A 15,923-nucleotide genomic window follows, 5' to 3' on the forward strand; every position below is an offset into this window, starting at 1 on the left:
CTCGTGGTTGCGTAACAAGAACTTCTCACCCAAGCCAGTGGTATGGAAGGGTTCCCACCATCCTTTCCAATGTAAACCTTTGTCAAGCCTATGCAAACGCTGCGCAGGGACCCGGCGAGACGCAGAAGCTCAACCATTCCTCGCCGCCATCCCGCCTGCACCCGTCAAGCCCTCCGAGGCGCACAGAGGCGCCGCAGGAGTTGCACTCGGCGCAAGGTGGGACTGGGGTCGCTGTCATTGCTCACCTCGCGCAGGAAGCGCAGCCAGGCGCGCTCGTTGGGGGTCAGGTCGTCCTCCTTGTCGCGCATGATGACTACCTCCCGAAGATCGCCTTGATCGCCGCCTGCGACCTGCTGGTCAGCCGGGGATCGGTGTTGTTCGAGGCCTCGCGGATCGCATGAAGCCAGCCGAGCTCATTACTGGTTATCGGCGTCCCGAATATCTCCACGATGGCCTGGGCAGCGGTATCACCGACCGCCTGCTCCAGCGCAAGACGCATCAGATAAGAAGGATCACACTCCAGCGCATGTGCCATCGAAGGCACCCGGTCCAGCGCCAGCTTGGTGGCGCCGGTTTTGATCATGCTGATCATGTTGGGGTTCGGGAAGCCGGCCTCGCCGGCGATCTGCAACTGGGATTTGGTGTGTTTCAATTCCAGCACCCGGCGTTCCACGTATTTCGCCAACCCGGTGTCTGCATGCGGTTTCTTGGTCATTCTCGCTCTCTCATTTGTGATGCAGCGCGTGCTGCATGTCTTCAATATAGCGATGGCCAGGATGGGGATGTGTGGCGGGAAGATATTCAATAACAACACCTTACGAGGGGCGTCGGGAACAGTGTCCCTCTATTTTTTATTGCACTACCTCCGGCTGCATGCGTAGCTAGAGACATGCCTGATACCGATCTAACATTGAATGAAACTGATATTTTCACTCAGTTGGAGTTCATGACGTGGCGCGACAAGCAGTTGGAGGTAATTAGTCAACAGATCGAGAGCAATTTTCCAAAGCTGATTAGTCGGATCGATGAACAGATAGACAACGCAGGCACTATGAATCTTGCTTGGTCTCAAGTGCAGCTTGGCAAGAAAATTTCGGAGCTTTGCGCGGAATGGTCGAAAGAGCAGGCTGAAGAAGCATTGCAGAAAACTGAAAGTGCCCTTGATGAGCTTTGGAAGATGTTGGAACCCGAGTTTTCAATCGATCCAGGGCTGATGGGTAGGTTTGTAAGTGTGGCGCCGGCGCTGGCGAGCGTGGGATTGGCAGCCACATCAATTGCAGCAGTTCCCACGGTCATCTCTATTGCGACTGTTACAACCGGCGGCTTCCTAGCCTTCTTCTGGGCGGCGCCATACATAAGTTGGCCCCTTTTTGCTTTAGGAGCCGCTGGACTGGGTGTGACGGCCTTCTTAAGCGGTAAGCTCTTCGACAGAGCAATTGAAAGTTGGAGAGAAGCTTTACGCCGACGTGCCTACAAGCGCGCAGAAGAAGCCGTGTTCGGTTTGGGAGCTCCGCCGTCTCAGAGAACAATATTGGATGACATTCAGGCGCTGGCCATTCAGGCAACTGCAAACAGCATGGAGGACAGGGCTTGAGTGTTTTACTTTATGAAATACCTGAAAAACTCATTGGCCAGGTGCATTCGCGAAGTGCAGAAGTGATAGGCGCCGTCATCAAAGAGACGGCGACTGGTCAAATCTTGGGGCACGTCCAACCAACAAGCGTTTTGGAGACATTTGTAGGGTCTGCTATTCAGGGCGCCGGTTCAACCATATCGCAAGGTCTCAACCCGCTCGGGCTGGTAACAGCTGTCCAAAACGAACAAATCAAATCTCAATTGCGAAACCTGAATTCGGCTTTTGGCGTCATGCAAACTTTGCAGGTGAGCACCTTGGCAGTATCTGGACTTGGCCTCGGAGTTTCTGTTGTTGGTTTTGCTGTCATGCTCAAGCGCTTGAATGCAATTGAACGGCACATTGGGGAGTTGAGTGACAAGATCGACCAGGTCACCGCAGATCGTCGAAGCGACAACTTAGAGGCTCTATTTGCAGATATCGCCACGGACCTGGATACGATCGAAACGCTTCAAGCTCGCAAGAACGCGCAAAGGGTCGCAGAAGCTGCGCAGGTATCCTTAAGTCGCTCGGCCGCGCGCATCAAACCGCATTTTGAACGTGTCGCAAAAAATGAAGACAACCTCACCATCGAAGATCTGGAATTACTCTGGTCTTTGGCAGCGGCAATGCGTCTCTGTCACGATGCGAGCATCAAGGCCCTTTTTCACATTGATGAACTTGGCGTTGCGGCAGAGTTATCACGAAAGCAAGCCGATCGTTTTGCCCAACTCAGTCATCCACTGGCACCAGATCGCCTTGCAAGGCTGATCGCCAGGGCTGCTGGTGATTTTGAGGAGATGAGAAAGGTTCGCACCTCTGCGCTGGGAAAAGCTCAAGCTTTGACCGCCAGCCTGCGAGAAAGCGCCGTTCAAGGGGCCAGTGACAGGTCTCTTGCACAGACGCTTCAGCAGCGAGGGGCGTCTGGTCGGCAATATCTGGAGGAAGCTGAACAGGAAACGGAAAGCCCGCTTCTCCTACTACCTGGGTGAGACCGAAATAGCTCATTTTGTAGCATTCGCCCTAAAATGACGCGTTTCAAGCGGACCACTCGGACCACTCGGACCACTCGGACCACTCGGACCACTCGGACCACTCGGACCACTCGGACCAGCAGGAATCCTGGTGCGCGCCCATGTCTACAGCGGTCTAGCCGGTCCGAGCGGTTCAAGTCTTATCAAGCGCGCAACCAAAAGCTGCGCACCTGTGCCGTCAGGAGCCGGCTCCATGATTGCACGCGGCGCGGCACTTGCCGACGAACTGGCATTCACGGGAAAGGACACGACGTTTTCGATGTCGGAACCGGGACGGGAGGTGATGGTCTGATCAGTCATTTCAGTCTCATTTGTAGGCATAGGAATAATAACCGGCGCCAAGAGGTCCGCACCGACGAGGGGCACTGCGCCCCGCCGAAGCAGGAACGCTGAATCAATTTGAAGACAGGGAGGCCGTCAGCCTGCCATCAAGGCGTCCGGCTCGAACTCCAGGAAGGCGACAAGACCACAGGCCAGCTGACCTTCCCACTTCTCAATGTCCGACAGGCGCCAACGGGTCGTAGTCCCACCCAGCTTCACAGGCGCAGGGAAGTCGCCCTTGCGCTTCCAACGCCAAATCGAGTCCTTGGATACGCCGAAACGATGCGCAACCTGGTCAACAGAAAGATAGAGGGTATTTGCGGGGGCAGTCACTGTCGATGATCTCCTGTTTAGGCACACGAAGAGAGCCTGCTGCAGAGAGTTCTCCTCGTCCGGCAGAGCCATTCAGGTGCACGTTGATGTATAGTTGGCTTATAGCAAAAATTTTTGCGAATTTCCTGAGAATTCGAGCGAATTCGGTATTTTCCATATTTGGAGGTCGGCATTGCGTCCGCCATCGCAACCGATACGAACTATCGTCGGGAGAACTGAACAGCTTAGTGGAATGAGAACCACGTCAGTCAAAAAAATCGCCGGAACAACAGAACGTCGCTTTTCGTTGCATCCAATAGAATGATCTTTGGTGGCAAAGATGGTGGCAAGAAATCACCAAAATGATAAAATAACATAAAAATCAATAATTTAGATGATTTTGTGGCGGAGACGAAGGGATTCGAACCCTCGAGACCCTTCCGGGCCTACTCCCTTAGCAGGGGAGCGCCTTCGACCACTCGGCCACGTCTCCGTCGACCCGTTTAGCGGTGTAGGGTCAGGGAAACAAGGCGAAATTTCCAACTTTCTGAAACCGGGGCTTTGGGGATTGAACCCTTTGAAATGGCATGGAAAGGCGCGAACCTTTTGCGGTTTCGGGCACACCTGGGCCCATCAGACCTTTTGGTAAAAGGGGCGCTTGCGACTCGATCCGGGGAGGTTCCGTAGGAATCCGGGTTGTGTGCACCATGTTTGGATTCGGTTTGTCGTGCCTGTCTGTGCGTGTCGATCCTAACCTGCCAAAAGCTTGTGATTTTCTTAGGTTTTCCAGCGTATTACCCTTGGCCCATGGACCGGATTCAATCTGCAGGGGTTGCCATCCCGCGACCTTTGAGCGAACCATAGGCACCCGGGTTTGTAGAGAGTAGACGACGAATGGCCGATACGCTTCTTGGCGGAATTGTTATCAACGAAGTTCTGGTTGATCCGAATGGCACGATCAACTTTGATACCGATGGGAATGGGACGGCTGGAAGCACGGATGAATACGTCGAACTCTACAATTCATCGGACGTCGCAATAGACATATCCGGGGTTGAGCTGTGGGACGCCGGCGTTGGCAAATGGTTCACGTTCCCGGACGGCACCGTGTTGGAACCGGGCGCCCACGCGCTGGTGATGACAGGTGTGCAGTCAGGTGGCAGCCTGCCGACTGGCGACACGAACGACCTCTTCTTTGATGCGGGTCGGGGCTCGGCGCTGATCAACAATGGCGGCGATAACATCATTGTCTATGACCCCGCCAACGACGAATATATCGCGGCCACTTTTAACGGCGATGTGTTGGACGACCCGACAACCGGCGTTGGAGGATATTCCAGGTTTTCCGCGACCGCGACGCAGTCGGGATCAGGCGAAGATTTCGGTTTTGACACTGACGGGCAATCGCTGCAGCGCGCGTCGGATGGGGCAGATGTTTTTGCCGATGATACCCCGACGCCCGGCACGACGAATGTCTGTTTCGTAAAAGGCACTGCGTTCGAAACGCCGGATGGTCCCAAGTTGGTCGACGCCCTCAGTCCCGGTGATCTGGTCAACACATTGGACCGTGGGCCGAAACGGGTGAAATGGGTGTATTCCGTGACTTGGTCAGCAGAAATTGTCGGCGCACAGCCCAATCTGGCGCCTGTCCTGATCCGCAAGGGGGCTTTGGGGAATGGCCTTCCCTGGCGAGACCTGCGGGTCTCGCAGCAGCACAGAATTTTGGTGGCCAGCGCTATTTCCCAACGGATGTTCGGATGCGTTGAAGTGTTGCTCGCCGCCAAGCACCTTGCCGCGCTTCCGGGGGTTGAAATCGACTGTCGCGAAAAGCCTGTCACCTACTACCATGTGATGCTGGACCGCCACGAGGTGTTGATCGCCGACGGCATACCCGCAGAAAGCCTCTACCTTGGCGCCGAGGCCATGAAAGCGATTCCACCCAAGGGCTTGCGCCAAATTGAGGTGATGCTGGGCAAGACGATCGAACAGCTGGGGCAAACGGCGCAAATCCGTGCCCGCCCGTTTGCAGAAAGCAGGCGTGCCAGGACACTGGTTGCCCGACACGCAAAAAACGACAAGCCCTTGATTGCGGCGCCACTGTATCAAAACGCGTCCCGGGCCGCCGCGCGATCTGGACATCGCGTCATGATCTGAGATGCGCTTGGTCCCTTTGGGACGTGTCCGGGAACTGCAGGCGCCGGGAAAATTCGCGGCATCATCGAAAAGCGACAGGGCAAAAATCCTATCGGGATATCATCGTTTCGCCGTCCGGGCCGCGCGAACGCAATTTCGAGTCTGGCCGCCGCTAGGGTATCGGCGCCCGAATGCTGCCAGTTTCAGGGCTGTTGGTGCCCCTCGCGTCATGGGGGCACTGGACAGCGTCAGGTGTTAAACAGGAAATGTAGAACGTCGCCATCCTTGACGACGTAACTTTTGCCTTCGGCGCGCATCTTGCCCGCCTCCTTGGCGGGCTGTTCACCGCCAAGTGCGACGTAATCATCATAGGCGATGGTTTCGGCGCGGATGAAACCCTTTTCAAAGTCACCATGAATGACACCAGCCGCCTGGGGCGCTGAGGTTCCATGTTTGATGGTCCAGGCGCGGGCCTCTTTCGGGCCAACGGTGAAATAGGTTTCCAAGTGCAGCAATTCGTACCCGGCCCGGATCAACCTGTCTAACCCGGCTTCTTCCAGCCCCATTTCCTCAAGGAACATCTGCGCCTCTTCCGGATCGAGCTGGCTGATTTCCTCTTCGATCTGGGCACTGATGATCACGTGGGAATTGCCCTGTGCTGCGGCCATTTCGGCCACCTTCGCGGAATACTCATTGCCGGTTGCCGCCTCGGACTCTCCCACGTTGCACACATAGAGGACCGGTTTAGTCGTCAGAAGTTGCAGCATTTTCCAGGCTTTGACGTCTTCGGCATCCACGTCGACCACGCGGGCGGGTTTGCCCTCTTCCAGAACGGCAAGCGCGTCCTTTAGCAGGCGTTCCTGCTGCATCGCCTCCTTGTCGCCGCCGCGCACCTTGCGCACCAGTCCCTGAAGACGCTTTTCGATGCTTTCGATATCGGCCAGCATCAGTTCGGTGTCGATGGTTTCGGCATCGGCCACAGGATCAACGCGCCCCTCGACGTGGGTTACATCGCCGTCTTCGAAACAGCGCAGCACATGGGCAATTGCGTCCACCTCGCGGATGTTGGCAAGGAACTGGTTGCCCAGGCCTTCACCCTTGGAGGCGCCTTTGACCAGCCCGGCAATATCGACAAAGGTCATCCGCGTCGGGATGATCTGTTTCGATCCCGCGATCGCGGCCAGTTTTTCCAGCCGGGCGTCGGGCACGGCCACTTCGCCCACGTTCGGCTCGATCGTGCAAAACGGGAAATTGGCCGCTTGTGCAGCGGCAGTTTTGGTCAACGCGTTGAACAGGGTCGACTTGCCGACGTTCGGCAAACCGACGATCCCCATTTTAAAGCCCATTTTGGCCTCCGATCCTGGTTCGGGCCGCTTCTAGTGACAGGGCGGCCAAGGCGCAAGCACCTGTGGGCATCGAGCGCAGGCTATCGTGGCATCCCCAAGTGCATTCCTGCATCCACCAACAGGGTTTCACCGGTCACGTGGCGCGCCGCGTCCGAGACGAAAAACAGCGCCGCATCGGCGATATCGTCCGGCCCCGAGGCGGCGGCCAGTGGCGTTGCCGCTTCGATCGAGCGGGTGACCTGCGCAAATGCCGCCTCGTCCATCGTGTCCCTGAACCACCGGGTGCCGATGAAACCGGGGCACACCGCGTTGACGCGGATATGGGGCCCCAGCGCGCGGGCCAGCGACAGGGTCATCGTGTTGAGCGCCCCTTTGGACGCGGCATAGGCCACCGACGATCCGATGCCTTTTATCCCGGCTATGGACGAGGTGTTCAGCACGGAACTGGCCCGCCCGGTCTGTTCGGATGTGGCGACCAGCATCGGTTTGCAGGCCTGCAACATCATGTAGGGGCCGACAACGTTGACCGCGTAGATGTCCATGAAATCGTCTTTGGACAGCGCATCGAGGTCGGAATGGTCCTTGGCGTGTCGGGTGATGCCGGCGTTGTTGATCAGGATGTCCAATCGGCCGTGCGGCGCGGCCGCGGCGGCCAACGTCTTGCAATCGTTCGGGTTGGCGACATCGGCCTGAACCACGCTGACCTGCGCACCCGCCGCGCGGCAAAGATCGGCGCATTCTTCGGCCTCGGCAGAGGAGCGTGAATAATTCACGATCAGCGATGCCCCCCGCTCGGCCAGTTTTGTGGCCATTGACCGCCCCAGCCCCGTGGCCGATCCGGTGACCAATGCGACACGTCCCTCGAAATCCGTCATTTTGCCAATCTCCCCCTTCGGCACCATTCGGTTGCAGCCAAGAAACCCGATCCCGCACAACAAGGAAAGCGATTTGCCACGCCCTGCAGGTGCACAAGGTAGATTGATTTCCCCGGCTGGTTTTGGCATGGCAGGCAGAACCAGAAGGAAGCCAGCCCATGACCCGCATCGAAGCCAAGTTTGCCGATCTCAAAGCCCAGGGTAAAAAGGCCTTTGTCGCCTATGTGATGGCGGGCGATCCCGATTACGAAACCTCGCTCGAGGTGGTCAAGGGACTGCCTGGCGCCGGGGTCGATGTGATCGAACTGGGGCTGCCCTTTACCGACCCGATGGCCGATGGCCCGACCATTCAGCTGGCCGGACAACGTGCATTGGATGGTGGCATGACGCTAAACAAGACGCTGGCCCTGGCCACCGAGTTCCGCAAAAATGATGATACGACACCGATTGTCTTGATGGGCTATTACAACCCGATCTATTCGCGGGGCGTGCCCAAATTCCTCGAACAGGCCAAGGTCGCAGGTATCGACGGGTTGATCATCGTTGACTTGCCGCCCGAGGAAGACGCCGAACTGTGTATTCCCGCGCAAGAGGCCGGTCTGAACTTTATCCGTCTGGCGACGCCGACCACGGACGACAAACGCCTGCCCCGCGTCATGCAAAACACATCGGGGTTTGTTTATTACGTGTCGATCACCGGTATCACCGGATCGGCCGAAGCAAATGCCGACGATGTCGCGCCCGATGTCGCACGGATCAAGGCCGCATCGGACCTGCCCGTTATTGTTGGTTTTGGGATCAATTCCCCGGAAAAGGCCCGCAATATCGCCAGCGTTGCGGATGGCGCCGTTGTCGGGTCGGCCATCGTGTCCAAGATTGCCGATGGCAAACCGGTGGCAGAGGTTCTGGAATTCGTCAAATCGCTGGCCGACGGCGCCCATTCGGCCTGATCCGGCAGGGACCTGCGACACGGCACAGGCGTGTCGGATCGGGTTCAGCCTGATCTATCGTCCCGGCACCATGGGCAGAATGCTCACTTGAGAAACATCCCCGGCATTGGTAATCCGAATTGACCAATGTCTAAGGGGCGCACCCATGCCAGTCATCACCAACATCCAGGACCTGAAACGCATCTATGAACGGCGCGTGCCGCGGATGTTCTTTGATTATGCCGAAAGCGGCAGCTGGACCGAACAGACGTTTCGGGAAAACACCACCGATTTCGACCAAATCCGCCTGCGTCAGCGTGTGGCCGTGGATATGTCCGGGCGCAGCACTGCAAGCCAGATGATCGGTCAGGACGTTGCCATGCCGGTGGCGCTCGCCCCGGTGGGGCTGACGGGCATGCAACATGCCGACGGCGAAATAAAGGCCGCCAAGGCCGCCGAGGAATTTGGCGTGCCCTTCACCCTGTCGACCATGTCGATCAACTCGATCGAGGATGTGGCCGAGGCGACCACCAAACCCTTCTGGTTCCAGCTTTATACGATGACCGACACGGATTATACCGCGCGGCTGATCCAGCGGGCCAAGGATGCCGGGTGTTCGGCGCTGGTGATCACGCTGGATCTGCAAATGCTGGGCCAGCGGCACAAGGATCTGAAAAACGGTCTGAGCGCCCCGCCCAAGCTGACCCCGAAAACCATTGCCAACCTGATGACAAAATGGCGTTGGGGCATCGAAATGCTTGGCGCGAAACGGCGCAACTTCGGCAATATCGTGGGCCACGTCGAAGGTATTTCCGATGCTTCGTCCCTTGGCGCGTGGACGGCGGAACAGTTCGATCTGACGCTGGACTGGAACAAGGTCGGCAAGCTGATGGAACAATGGGGCGGCAAGGTCATCCTCAAGGGGGTCTTGGACGCCGAAGATGCGAAAATGGCCGCCAAGCTGGGGGCTGACGCCATCGTCGCGTCCAACCACGGCGGCCGCCAACTGGACGGAGCGCTGAGTTCCATTCGCATGCTGGCGCCGATCATGGACGCGGTCGGCGGCGATATTGAGGTGCATCTGGACAGCGGCATCCGGTCGGGTCAGGACGTTCTCAAGGCTTTGGCCATGGGGGCGACGGGAACCTATATCGGGCGCTCGTTCGTCTATGGTCTGGGCGCGATGGGACAAAAGGGCGTGACCACCGCGCTGGAAATCATCCGCAAGGAACTGGACATGACCATGGCCCTGTGCGGGGAAACCAACGTGAAAAACCTTGGCCGGCACAACCTGCTGATCCCCCAAGGGTTCGAAGGGACATGGCAAGACTAGGTCCATGCTGATTTTCTCTGCCCAGTCGCTGGCCTTTATCGCGGTGCCCAAAACCGGGTCCACCGCGATTGCGATGGCGCTGAAACCCAAGGCGGACATCCTCTTTACCAAGCGGCGCAAGCACATAACAGCGCAACGGTTTCACAACCGCATTGCGCCGTTTCTGGACCAGGAATTCGGCGTGCGCCCGGATCGGTTTGCCGTGATCCGCGAACCGGAAGAGCAAATTCGCAGCTGGTATCGCTATCGCGCGCGTGAGGCGAAACAGGGGTCGGAATTCAGCACCGATGGCGTCAGCTTTGACGAATTTGTGCGGCAGGTCATTTCGGACGATCCCCCCGCCTATGCCGGGATTGGCAGCCAGTGGAGCATGCTCACCTCGGGCAAGGGCGAGGTTCTGGTGCATCACCTTTTTGCCCACGAGCGCCCGACCCGCCTGATCAATTTTCTGTCCGACCGGTTCGATGAGCCGGTCACCCTGAAGGAAAAGAACGTCTCACCCCGCGTTCCTGCGGAGCTTGAGCCCAAGACACGGGCAAAACTCAGGGCGGCGCGGGCGGATGAATTCGCCCTTTATGACCGGGTGATCGAGGCCGATGGCGAATTGATCACCCCCGTGACCTGATCCGCCGCGCGATCATCGGCACCAGAACTACCGAAACCATCACCAGCATCGCCGCTACCAGCAGGAACGCAACGCGCAATCCGAACCGGTCCGATGTTATGCCGATGATGCTGGGCCCCACCAGAAAGGCACCATAGCCAATGACCGACGCGCGCCCTATGGCCGCGACCCTTTCATCTTCGGGCACCACCCGCCCCACGAACCCCATGGCCAGGGGCACGACCACAGAAACGCCCAATCCCATTATGCCAAACCCGGCGTAAGCCAATGGGATGGTTGGCGCCAACGCGGCAAGCGTGACACCGAAGGCAGACACAATGCAGGCGATTGCAATCATTGTCGTGTCCGTCACCCGTTTCACAATGATCTGTCCGAACAGTCGCCCAATGCCCATGGTCAGCCCCAGAACCGCCGGTCCCAGCGCGCCTTGTGCCGCGCCGCCGCCAAGCGTGCGTTCGATATGCAGGGCCGACCATCCTTCGACGGCCTGCTCGCACATGAACCCGACCAGAAACACCAGCCCGCCCATCCACACCAGAACCTTGCCCGAGACAAGCGAACCGCCGTCCGCCCCTCCGGCGTTACGCCGATGGGGGCGGTACATCGCCGGGCTGATCACAACGATCAACGCCCCGACCACGCCAAATATCGCCAGCGGGCTCCACCCCGCCTCGCGCGCGAAACCGGTCAGAACCGCGCCGCCCGCATAGGAAAAGGAATAGATGGCGTGATTGAGGTTCATCAAGGGCCGTCCCCGCACGGCCTCAGCCTCGGAAATGCGGGCATTCATCAGGATGTCGGACGTGCCCGACGCTGCCGCCGCCAGGAACATCCCGAACGTGAACAGCCACAGACCCGCGGACACGGCGGGAATCAGAAAGAGCATCCCCATCGCAGCACTGGCCGCGAGCACGGATAACGCGCCCAGTTTGCGGTCGACCACCGGCGCCAGCCACATCGCGGCAAGGGCCCCCAGACTGGAAATCAGGAACGACAGGCCAAAGGCCGCATCGTCAGCGCCAATCCGGGCCTTGATCACCGGAACCTGCGCACCGAAACAGGCCCAGACAAGCCCCATGGCAACAAAGGCCAACAGCGTTGCGCGGCTGTCCCGTATATCGTGAATGAACCCCATGATGCTGCCTTGGCACGCAAGGCGGACACGGGCAAGGAAAACTCTTTTCAACCGGGGAAAGCTGGTCTATACGCGCGGCTTCACGCGGGCATACAGCCTTGGAGGATGCCCGCCCTTACAATTGGAGAATTATCATGGCCGGAGAGATCCCAGATCTTATCGCCCAGGAACGGACGGGGACAGGCAAGGGCGCCGCTCGTCAGGCACGCCGCGCAGGCATGGTTCCGGGTATCGTTTTTGGTGGCGACACTGATCCGCTTCCCATCAACATCCCTTTCAACGTTCTGTTCAAGAAACTGAAAGATGGTCGTTTCAAGTCGACCCTGTTCAACATGAAGGTTGACGGTCAGGACGACGTTCGCGTGATCTGTCGTGACGTTCAGCGTGACGTGGTCAAGGACCTGCCGACGCATGTCGATTTCATGCGCCTGCGCCGTTCGACAAAGATCAACCTGTTCATTTCGGTCGAAGTGACCGGTGAGGACGTATCACCCGGCCTGAAAATGGGTGGCGTTCTAACCCTGATCCGTCCCGAAGTGGAACTGATCGTGACTGCAGGTGACATCCCCGATCACATCACCATCGACGTGTCGGGCCTGGAAATTGGTGACAACGTCACGATTTCTTCGGTTGACCTGCCCGAAGGCGCCAAGCCGACCATCGACCGCGATTTCGTGATTGCCAGCGTCTCGGCCCCGTCGGGTCTGCGCTCGTCCGAGAGCGAAGAGGAAGAAGAAGCCGAAGCAGAAGCAGCGGCCGAAGCAGAAGCAGAAGCAGCGGCCGAAGCAGAAGAATAAGAACTGCGTCACATCGCGGTTTGTCATTAACGGGGCCCGGCGGGCCCCGTTTTTCTTTACCCTGCGGGAACTGGAAATTCCGCCCGTTTCAGGGCATGACTTGGATCAGCCTGACGCATTGAACGGGAGAGGCACCATGAAACTGATTGTTGGCCTGGGGAATCCTGGCGCAAAATACGCCCGGAACCGGCACAACATCGGCTTTATGGCAGTGGACCGGATCGCCGCCGATCACGGGTTTGGCCCCTGGAAGTCAAAATTTCAGGGCGTCCTGACCGAGGGCCGGTTGGGCCGTGAAAAGGTTTTGTTGCTGAAACCGGAAACCTTCATGAACAAATCGGGACAGTCGGTGGGTGAAGCGATGCGCTTTTACAAACTGGAGCCCGAGGATGTGATCGTCATCCACGATGAATTGGACCTCGCCCCCGGCAAGGTACGCGTCAAACAGGGCGGCGGCCATGCGGGGCACAACGGCCTGCGGTCGATCCACGCCCACATTGGCGAGAATTATGCCCGTGTGCGTCTGGGGATCGGCCATCCGGGCCGCAAGGACCTGGTTGCGCACTACGTTCTGCATGATTTTAGCAAGGCCGACGAAGACTGGCTGGATGACCTGATGCGCGGTATTTCCGACGGGGCGGCGCAATTGGCCGAAGGCGACAGTGGCAAGTTTATGAATGCGGTGGCGCTGCGCACGGCACCTCCAAGGTCATCAACCAGCCCCAAGCAGGACCGGGCCCCGAAACCGAGCGCACAAACGCCAAAGGCAGACCCAAACCCTGCCCCGGACACCCGCTCGCCACTGCAAAAGCTTGCGGATCGGTTCCGGTGACCCTGCATCAGGCGTTTCTTGAACAGGCCCGGTCCTGCGCGCGCCTGGGATCGCCTTTTATGGAACGCCTTTTGACCCTGCTTGCGCATCATTGGCCCGCCACCACGTCCCTGGCCCAGAAATGCGCCCTCTGGAGCGGGGATCTGGGACCCAATGGGGCCTCTCTTCCCCTGCGCATTGCTGGCGGGTTGCACGCGCTGGTGCTGACAGGTCAGGACGCGGCCCTGATCGCGACCTACCCGCCGAACGATGTCCCCGACGCCGACCTGACCGCCGCCGTTCTTGGCGCGTTGGAGCGGCACAGCCAGTTCATGACCGACTGGATCGATAACGCGCCCCAGACAAACGAGGTCCGCCGCAGCGCGGCCCTGATCCCGGCAGCACATGTGCTGGCCACCCGGTTCGACCTGCCCTTCATGATCTCCGAACTTGGGGCGAGCGGCGGACTGAACCTGATGTGGGACCGGTTTGCGCTGGAAACGGACCAGGGGCGCCTTGGTCCGGCCGATGCGGCGCTGACTCTGAAACCGGACTGGACCGGAGCGATGCCCGCGCCAGCAAACATCAGGGTCGAAAACCGCGCTGGCGTCGATCTCAATCCGCTGGACGTTCATGACCCGGATCAGGCGTTGCGCCTGTTTGCCTATCTCTGGCCGGACCAGCCGCACCGCGCCGACCTGACCCGCGCGGCCATTGCCGTGCAGAAGGCACAGGTGGACCGGGCCGATGCGGTCGATTGGCTGGACCAGCGCCTGACCGATCAGCCCGATGGATGTGTGCACCTGATCTATCACACGATCGCCTGGCAGTATTTCCCGCCGGAACGGCAGAAAAGGGGCCATGCCCTGATCGCCGCTGCCGGTGCCCGGGCCAGCACTGACCGCCCCTTGGCCTGGCTGGGTCTTGAGGCGGATGACACGCCGCATGGCGCGGCGCTGACCCTGCGCCTGTGGCCCGGCGGTCAGACAATTCCACTGGGCCGGGCGGATTTTCATGGACGATGGGTGGAATGGGCCGAAAGCGGCCTGCCGCCACGTTAACGCTTGCCTCGAATCCGGCGGCGCGGTCAGATGCACCCAGTCGGGGGGACATCATGCGCACATTCGGGAAATGGCTGGGCCGCGGAATATTCGCGCTAATCCTCGTCGCGGCGGGCATCGGGGTCTGGAAACGCGAAGAAATCACCCGCCTGATGGCCGTGAATTCGCTCTTTTCCGAGGAAAAAATCGTAGCGAACTTTTCCAACATGGACGCGGCCTTTCTGACCGTGCCAATCCCGCGCGGCCCGCTGCCCACCAGCCCCCTGCCCCATGGCGCAGAGACCAAACTGGCCGCAGATGTGCAGGATTGGATCACCGACCGGGCGGTCACATCCCTGTTGGTCCTGCAAGACGGCAAAGTCAGATATGAAGAATATTTTCGCGGCACCACGGCGCAGGACCGCCGCATTTCGTGGTCGATCGCCAAAAGCTATCTCTCGGCGTTGTTCGGTGTGCTGCTGAAAGAAGGCGCAATCGCGTCGCTGGACGATCCGGTGACGCAATACGCCCCGCAGCTGACCGGCAGTGCCTATGACGGGGCCAGCGTCCGCAACGTGTTGAACATGGCCAGCGGTGTGACCTTTGACGAGGATTATCTGGACTATGATTCCGACATCAACCGCATGGGGCGCGTCGTTGCCCTGGGCGGGAAGCTGGATGATTTTGCCGCCGCGCTGCGGGACACATTCGCACGGCCCGGCGAAACCTGGAAATACGTGTCCATCGACACCCATGTGATCGGCATGATCATTCGCGGCGCGACCGGGCGCAGTGTTCCCGACCTTCTGGCCGAGAAGATCATCGCGCCGCTGGGACAGGAACAGGATGCCTATTACGTGACCGATGGGGCCGGGGTGGCCTTTGTTCTGGGCGGGCTCAACCTGACCACGCGCGACTATGCCCGGTTTGGTCAGATGATTCTGCAGAATGGCGCATATGGCGGCACGCAGGTGGTGCCGCAGGACTGGATCGCCCAATCCACCACGCCCAGTGCGCCCACCGACGATGGCAACATGGGCTATGGGTATCAATGGTGGGTCCCGGCAGATGGCCATGCCGGCGAATTCACCGGGCGTGGCATTTACGGGCAGTATCTCTATATTGATCAGTCAAAGGGCGTGGTCATCGTCGTGACGGCGGCAGATCGTGGTTTTCGGGGCGACGGCGTGAATGAGGCCAATATCGTTATGCTGCGCCGGATCGCCGACAGCCTGTAAAGGATGACCCATGGAACCAGAGGAAAGCGTCAATGTGCTGGGCCAGCCGCTTGTGCCCTGTTCGACGAGCCCAATAACCGGGTTCTTCCGGGACGGGCATTGCAACACCTGCATTGCGGATCAGGGCAGCCACACGGTGTGCGCGGTGATGACGGACGAATTCCTGGCCTTTTCAAAATACGTCGGCAATGATCTCAGCACCCCGCGCCCGGAATTCGGGTTTGACGGGCTGAAGCCGGGCGATCACTGGTGCCTGTGCGCGGCCCGGTTTTTGCAGTCCGCCGACGAAGGCTGTGGCCCCAAAGTGAACCTTGCCGCAACGCATCGGCGTGCGCTCGACATTGTTCCACTGGAAATTCTGGAAAAACACGGCCTCTGACCC

General features: G+C 59.1%; 16 protein-coding genes and 1 tRNA gene. 11 read left to right on the forward strand and 6 right to left on the reverse strand.

Annotated features, from left to right (window positions below; translation table 11 throughout):
- Positions 1–313: 313 nt before the first annotated feature.
- The gene (locus ACXYMO_RS14740; protein ID WP_458879493.1) at positions 314–715 is read right to left on the reverse strand and encodes an XRE family transcriptional regulator; all 402 of its coding nucleotides are present in this window, start codon (positions 713–715) and stop codon (positions 314–316) included.
- Between the two features lie 174 nt (positions 716–889).
- On the opposite strand from ACXYMO_RS14740, the gene ACXYMO_RS14745 reads away from it, so the two are divergent.
- Complete coding sequence (locus tag ACXYMO_RS14745) at positions 890–1,594, forward strand: hypothetical protein (RefSeq protein ID WP_458879494.1); 705 nt, start codon at positions 890–892, stop codon at positions 1,592–1,594.
- The gene (locus tag ACXYMO_RS14750) at positions 1,591–2,604 is read left to right on the forward strand and encodes a hypothetical protein (protein WP_458879495.1); all 1,014 of its coding nucleotides are present in this window, start codon (positions 1,591–1,593) and stop codon (positions 2,602–2,604) included. The genes ACXYMO_RS14745 and ACXYMO_RS14750 overlap by 4 nt, the downstream gene beginning before the upstream one ends.
- 459 nt (positions 2,605–3,063) lie before the next feature.
- Here ACXYMO_RS14750 and ACXYMO_RS14755 read toward each other — a convergent pair whose 3' ends face one another.
- Complete coding sequence (locus ACXYMO_RS14755; RefSeq protein ID WP_458879496.1) at positions 3,064–3,372, reverse strand: helix-turn-helix transcriptional regulator; 309 nt, start codon at positions 3,370–3,372, stop codon at positions 3,064–3,066.
- 310 nt (positions 3,373–3,682) lie between these two features.
- A tRNA-Ser gene (locus ACXYMO_RS14760) sits at positions 3,683–3,772 on the reverse strand.
- A gap of 401 nt (positions 3,773–4,173) precedes the next feature.
- On the opposite strand from ACXYMO_RS14760, the gene ACXYMO_RS14765 reads away from it, so the two are divergent.
- On the forward strand, positions 4,174–5,433 hold the full coding sequence (locus tag ACXYMO_RS14765) for a Hint domain-containing protein (RefSeq protein ID WP_458879497.1): 1,260 nt from the start codon (positions 4,174–4,176) through the stop codon (positions 5,431–5,433).
- Positions 5,434–5,660: 227 nt separating this feature from the next.
- Here ACXYMO_RS14765 and ychF read toward each other — a convergent pair whose 3' ends face one another.
- Both ychF and ACXYMO_RS14775 read right to left on the reverse strand, forming a co-directional pair.
- Complete coding sequence (gene ychF / locus ACXYMO_RS14770) at positions 5,661–6,758, reverse strand: redox-regulated ATPase YchF (protein ID WP_458879498.1); 1,098 nt, start codon at positions 6,756–6,758, stop codon at positions 5,661–5,663.
- A gap of 80 nt (positions 6,759–6,838) precedes the next feature.
- Positions 6,839–7,633 (reverse strand): SDR family NAD(P)-dependent oxidoreductase, encoded by a 795-nt coding sequence (locus ACXYMO_RS14775; RefSeq protein ID WP_458879499.1) that lies wholly within the window; start codon positions 7,631–7,633, stop codon positions 6,839–6,841.
- A gap of 158 nt (positions 7,634–7,791) precedes the next feature.
- Between ACXYMO_RS14775 and trpA the strand changes: the two genes are divergently transcribed.
- From trpA to ACXYMO_RS14790, 3 genes are all read left to right on the forward strand, one after another.
- On the forward strand, positions 7,792–8,583 hold the full coding sequence (gene trpA / locus ACXYMO_RS14780) for a tryptophan synthase subunit alpha (RefSeq protein WP_458879500.1): 792 nt from the start codon (positions 7,792–7,794) through the stop codon (positions 8,581–8,583).
- Positions 8,584–8,728: 145 nt separating this feature from the next.
- Positions 8,729–9,895: an alpha-hydroxy acid oxidase gene (locus ACXYMO_RS14785; protein ID WP_458879501.1), complete on the forward strand. Its 1,167-nt coding sequence runs from the start codon at positions 8,729–8,731 to the stop codon at positions 9,893–9,895.
- A 4-nt stretch (positions 9,896–9,899) separates the two neighbouring features.
- Complete coding sequence (locus ACXYMO_RS14790; protein ID WP_458879502.1) at positions 9,900–10,520, forward strand: sulfotransferase family protein; 621 nt, start codon at positions 9,900–9,902, stop codon at positions 10,518–10,520.
- Here the strand turns inward: ACXYMO_RS14790 and ACXYMO_RS14795 are convergent.
- Positions 10,504–11,655: an MFS transporter gene (locus tag ACXYMO_RS14795; protein ID WP_458879503.1), complete on the reverse strand. Its 1,152-nt coding sequence runs from the start codon at positions 11,653–11,655 to the stop codon at positions 10,504–10,506. The two genes, ACXYMO_RS14790 and ACXYMO_RS14795, sit on opposite strands and share 17 nt — an antisense overlap.
- A gap of 134 nt (positions 11,656–11,789) precedes the next feature.
- On the opposite strand from ACXYMO_RS14795, the gene ACXYMO_RS14800 reads away from it, so the two are divergent.
- The 5 genes from ACXYMO_RS14800 to ACXYMO_RS14820 all read left to right on the forward strand — a co-directional run bounded on the left by ACXYMO_RS14800 (position 11,790) and on the right by ACXYMO_RS14820 (position 15,920).
- Entirely contained in the window at positions 11,790–12,452 is a 663-nt protein-coding gene (locus tag ACXYMO_RS14800) for a 50S ribosomal protein L25/general stress protein Ctc (protein ID WP_458879504.1), read from the forward strand.
- Positions 12,453–12,588: 136 nt separating this feature from the next.
- Positions 12,589–13,284 carry an aminoacyl-tRNA hydrolase gene (gene pth, locus ACXYMO_RS14805; protein ID WP_458879505.1) on the forward strand — a complete coding sequence of 232 codons (696 nt, stop codon included), beginning with the start codon at positions 12,589–12,591 and terminating at the stop codon, positions 13,282–13,284.
- Positions 13,281–14,324, forward strand: coding sequence for a DUF2332 domain-containing protein (locus ACXYMO_RS14810; protein ID WP_458879506.1), 1,044 nt, complete (start codon positions 13,281–13,283; stop codon positions 14,322–14,324). Before pth ends, ACXYMO_RS14810 begins: the two co-directional genes overlap by 4 nt.
- A gap of 53 nt (positions 14,325–14,377) precedes the next feature.
- Positions 14,378–15,541, forward strand: coding sequence for a serine hydrolase domain-containing protein (locus tag ACXYMO_RS14815; RefSeq protein ID WP_458879507.1), 1,164 nt, complete (start codon positions 14,378–14,380; stop codon positions 15,539–15,541).
- Positions 15,542–15,551: 10 nt separating this feature from the next.
- Positions 15,552–15,920 (forward strand): DUF2237 family protein, encoded by a 369-nt coding sequence (locus tag ACXYMO_RS14820; RefSeq protein ID WP_458879508.1) that lies wholly within the window; start codon positions 15,552–15,554, stop codon positions 15,918–15,920.
- The last annotated feature ends 3 nt before the right edge of the window (positions 15,921–15,923 follow it).

It is taken from the genome of Arenibacterium sp. CAU 1754 (assembly GCF_054482635.1).